This window comes from Robinsoniella sp., from assembly GCF_034124845.1.
This window is the reverse complement of sequence record NZ_JAWYAJ010000349.1, coordinates 1-3,921: the sequence shown is the minus strand read 5'-3', so window position 1 is coordinate 3,921 and position 3,921 is coordinate 1. Positions and strand designations below refer to the sequence as shown.

The window sequence follows — 3,921 nt, the reverse complement described above, 5'->3', positions numbered from 1 at the left end:
CGGACAGATCGGAGTCCAGGACTGCCGCAAGCCGTAATCTCTGCAATTCGCCGCCTGATAGGGTAACAGTCTGGCGGTCAAGAGACAGATAGCCAAGTCCTACATTGATAAATCGGCTGAGTTTTGTCCGGATATCCAGCAGATATGCCGCTACAAAGCTTTCCTGCTGCCCGGTAACGACATCTCCAAGTTCCTGAATCCACTGAAACAGTTCTTCTAATGAAAAAAGAGACAGTTGTGGCAGCCGTACTCCATTTACAGTTACGATTCTGCCCGATTCGGCAAGACGTTCTCCTTTGCACTGGGGACATTCTATAGTGGTAAAATAGGGGGCGAACTGCTTTACATCTCCGTTTTTTTCCGTGAATCTGCGCCATAATATAGGTAAGGCACCTTCATACTTACCCAGTGCTGCGGTTTTAGGAGGGGTAAGGTCCGGAAAAGCTTTTTTTACAAGCTCACAGTCTATACCATCATAAAAAATTGCTTTTTGCATTTCACTAAACTGTTGCACAGGAGAATTTGCAGGAACTGGGATACCATAATGTTTAAATGCGGCATATAGTACAGAAATTTGGTATTCTCCATATTTTTTTTCCCAGTAAGTTACCGCACCATCTTCCAGAGAAAGCTGCTCATTTACTGCCTGAGCTCTGCGGATGGTATGAATTTTTCCCAGACCCTCACATACCGGACAGGCACCCTCCTTTGTGTTAAACGAAAAATGCGTGCGGGTAATTTTCTCCATACGTTTTCCGCATTCACAGCAATACATGTAAACATAGAAATCGTTCCCTATTTTTTCTGTTTCTTCTTTGCAGTCTGCTGCCATAATTATTTTTCCGCAATGGGGGCAGGTTCTGGTCCCAAGCTTTTCATATATCATCCTTAAGTCTGTGTAAATGTTGGAAACAGTACCTACGGTTGAGCGGGGATTTTTATTTGTATCTGTCTGGGAAATCACAATAGCGGGTGAAACGCCACGTATACGATCTACTTTGGGTTTGTGTATACCTTGCAGAGACAGGGCTTCCAGGTACTGGCGCTGACATTCATTAAATAGAACATCAATGAGCAAAGTAGACTTCCCGGAACCGGATACACCTGTAAATACCACAAGCTTGTTTTTGGGGATTTCCAGGGAAACATTTTTCAGATTACCTTCATTTGCGTTTTCAATTTTGATACTGTGCATAAATTTCTCCTATCATTATATCTTCTTACCTTAATTATACAACATGAAAGCAATAAAGGAAGAATTTGTGTCATAAGTACGTTAATGATTGTAAGAAGCTTATACCTATGTTAGAATGTTTGAAAAGGGAGGACTGAGAAGAAATGTTAATGCGGCCTGCTGATATAGCGAGAAGATTGAAAGTAAGTACTTCCACACTTAGAAAATATGAAGATCTGGGAATGATTCCGAAAGTCCTTCGTTCGCCAAATGGTTACAGAATTTATACAGAGGTCCATCTGGCATATTTTATCTGTATTCGGGAAATGCTGCATGGATTTCATATTTCGGAGATCGCAGGAATTTTAAAACTGGTGATGTCTGATGGGATTGATGAGGCTTTTTGGAAGGTAAATAAAGCCCTGACGGTAATTCAGCAGGATAAATGCACCTGCGGACAGATCAAACAGAGATTTTTACAGAAGCAAAATGGTGACCAATCCAAGGAGTTTTCAATAGATGATGTGAGCAAAGCTACGGGGATTGCGCCTTCTACAATCAGATATTGGGACAAAATTGGGCTGATATCGGCTAATCGGTGTATAGAAAATAATTATCGCATGTTTACCCAGCGGCATATTGATGAAATATTAATGATACATGCCCTCAAGCTGTCTATGGCTGCCCGGGAGGAAAAGTACACAATTGAGCAAATGCGAAAAGAAATCTATAAATTTGAATTTGATGATTATAATCGTATTTCATCCATTGTCGCTGGTATAGAACATTATCTCACGGCATTGAACAGAGCACGGATGCGAAGCATATCTGCATTATATCATCTTTGCAAACAGGTTGAGCAAAATCAATTTGATGAGTGCTGACAACAAAATAAAAAAGCGACAGGAAAAATTCCCATCGCAATGTTGTAAAATACAGTTATTGGTTATCCGGTAATTTTTTACGGTATTGCCGGATGATCCGCTGAATACTTTTCAGCGAAAGAAAATATTTCTGTGCCAGAACATCCTGCTCGGTTCCGGATTGAAAATCTTGATAAATTTGCAGGTTTCTTGAATCCAATTCTTCCCGGATATATGTTTTTTCGCCCCAGGCTCTTTTATTGCCTGACATTCTTGGAATATATATGCATTCACCGTCGATATACTCCTGGATTTGCTCCACTAATTCCGGCGGTAAGATATGTGTTGCTTTTATATAGCTCATCATGCACTCCTAATTTATTTTATAATGAAATAGGAATAGCAAAGGCTATTATAATGAAAATTTTGTGATTTTATTCACTGCATCAGCCTTTGCTATACAGTCATAACGATCGGATTAAGCATAAGTTATTCATCCTCCTGATTCTTTTTAGAGCAAGTATAACATTGGTGATTCAGGGGTGTCAAGGATAATGAAGAAATATGGATGGAAATGCCAGATGAAAGGAATGCAAGGAAATGCAAGTAGATACAGGGAAATGCAAGTAGATACAAGACGTTGCAAGTAGATACAAAGAATTGCGGCAGTTACAAGGAATTGCGAACAGTAGAGAAATACAGGAGCAGTATAAAAAAATGAAAGATAAGGTTAAACCCAATGATAACAGAGAACAATCAATTTGAAGAATATAATCTGTCCGGTGATATTCTGGAGGCACTTACCGGACTTGGCTATCTCAAACCAACAGAAATACAAAAAGAAGTAATTCCCATCGCATTACAGGGAAAGGATATCGTTGCAAAATCCCAGACAGGAACCGGCAAAACAGCAGCATTTGCAATACCTTTATGCCAGAAAGTAACCTGGGAGGAAAATTTACCCCAGGCACTGGTTTTGGAGCCAACCAGAGAAATTGCGGTACAGGTTGGAATGGAGATCTTTCATATCGGCAGAAAAAAACGATTGAAGGTTCCGGCGGTTTTCGGTGGATTTCCCATTGATAAACAAATACAGACGTTAAAACAAAAATCACATATTGTTACAGGTACGCCAGGGCGGGTCATGGATCATGTACGCAGAGAAACCTTAAAACTGGACCGGATTCAATATTTGGTTATAGATGAGGCGGACTTAATGCTGGATATGGGATTTTTGGATGAGGTAAAAGAGATTATTTCCATGCTTCCCCAGGGAAGACAGATCCTTTTATTTTCTGCAACCTTAGATGAAGGAGTCAAGCAGCTGATCGAAGGTTACATGAATAATGCTGTATCCATAATCCTGGAATCAGAAACAGAAACCGTTGCCGGCATCCGGCAGACCGTATACGAAGTGGATCAGGAAGAAAAATATCAGGCACTGCTTCGGATATTGAAGAAAGAAAACCCGGCAGACTGCATGATCTTTTGTGGAACCCGGGAAATGGTAAATGTACTCTGCCACAAATTGGGAAGGGACAGGATTCCCTGTGGAATGATACATGGAGAACTGGAGCAGAGAGAGCGGTTGAGGATGATTGATGGATTCCGGGAAGGGCGTTTTCATTATCTTATTGCTACGGACGTTGCGGCAAGAGGAGTTGATTTTGAGAATATAACCCATGTAATCAATTATGATTTTCCTACGGGAAGGGAGACCTACGTACATCGTGTGGGCAGAACCGGAAGAAACGGAAAAGAAGGAACCGCTATCAGTCTGGTCAGTGAATCTGATCAGAAAATGAAACAGATGGTAGAGACGTATACAGAGGAGAAATTGCCCATAGCAGAACTTCCGGAATGCACTGCTGATGATGAGAAAAG

At 40.9% G+C, this 3,921-nt stretch carries 4 protein-coding genes; 2 read left to right on the top strand and 2 right to left on the bottom strand.

What is annotated here, in order from left to right; genetic code table 11:
- Positions 1–1,195, bottom strand: a 1,195-nt coding sequence (locus ACH2DQ_RS17555) for an ATP-binding cassette domain-containing protein (protein WP_395027650.1), incomplete at its 3' end; no start/stop codon positions are given.
- Positions 1,196–1,338: 143 nt separating this feature from the next.
- On the opposite strand from ACH2DQ_RS17555, the gene ACH2DQ_RS17550 reads away from it, so the two are divergent.
- Entirely contained in the window at positions 1,339–2,058 is a 720-nt protein-coding gene (locus tag ACH2DQ_RS17550) for a MerR family DNA-binding transcriptional regulator (RefSeq protein ID WP_394910651.1), read from the top strand.
- Positions 2,059–2,113: 55 nt separating this feature from the next.
- Here ACH2DQ_RS17550 and ACH2DQ_RS17545 read toward each other — a convergent pair whose 3' ends face one another.
- Positions 2,114–2,401 (bottom strand): CD3324 family protein, encoded by a 288-nt coding sequence (locus tag ACH2DQ_RS17545; protein ID WP_394910650.1) that lies wholly within the window; start codon positions 2,399–2,401, stop codon positions 2,114–2,116.
- A 375-nt stretch (positions 2,402–2,776) separates the two neighbouring features.
- Between ACH2DQ_RS17545 and ACH2DQ_RS17540 the strand changes: the two genes are divergently transcribed.
- The coding region (locus tag ACH2DQ_RS17540) for a DEAD/DEAH box helicase (protein WP_395027647.1) at positions 2,777–3,921 on the top strand (1,145 nt) is incomplete at its 3' end.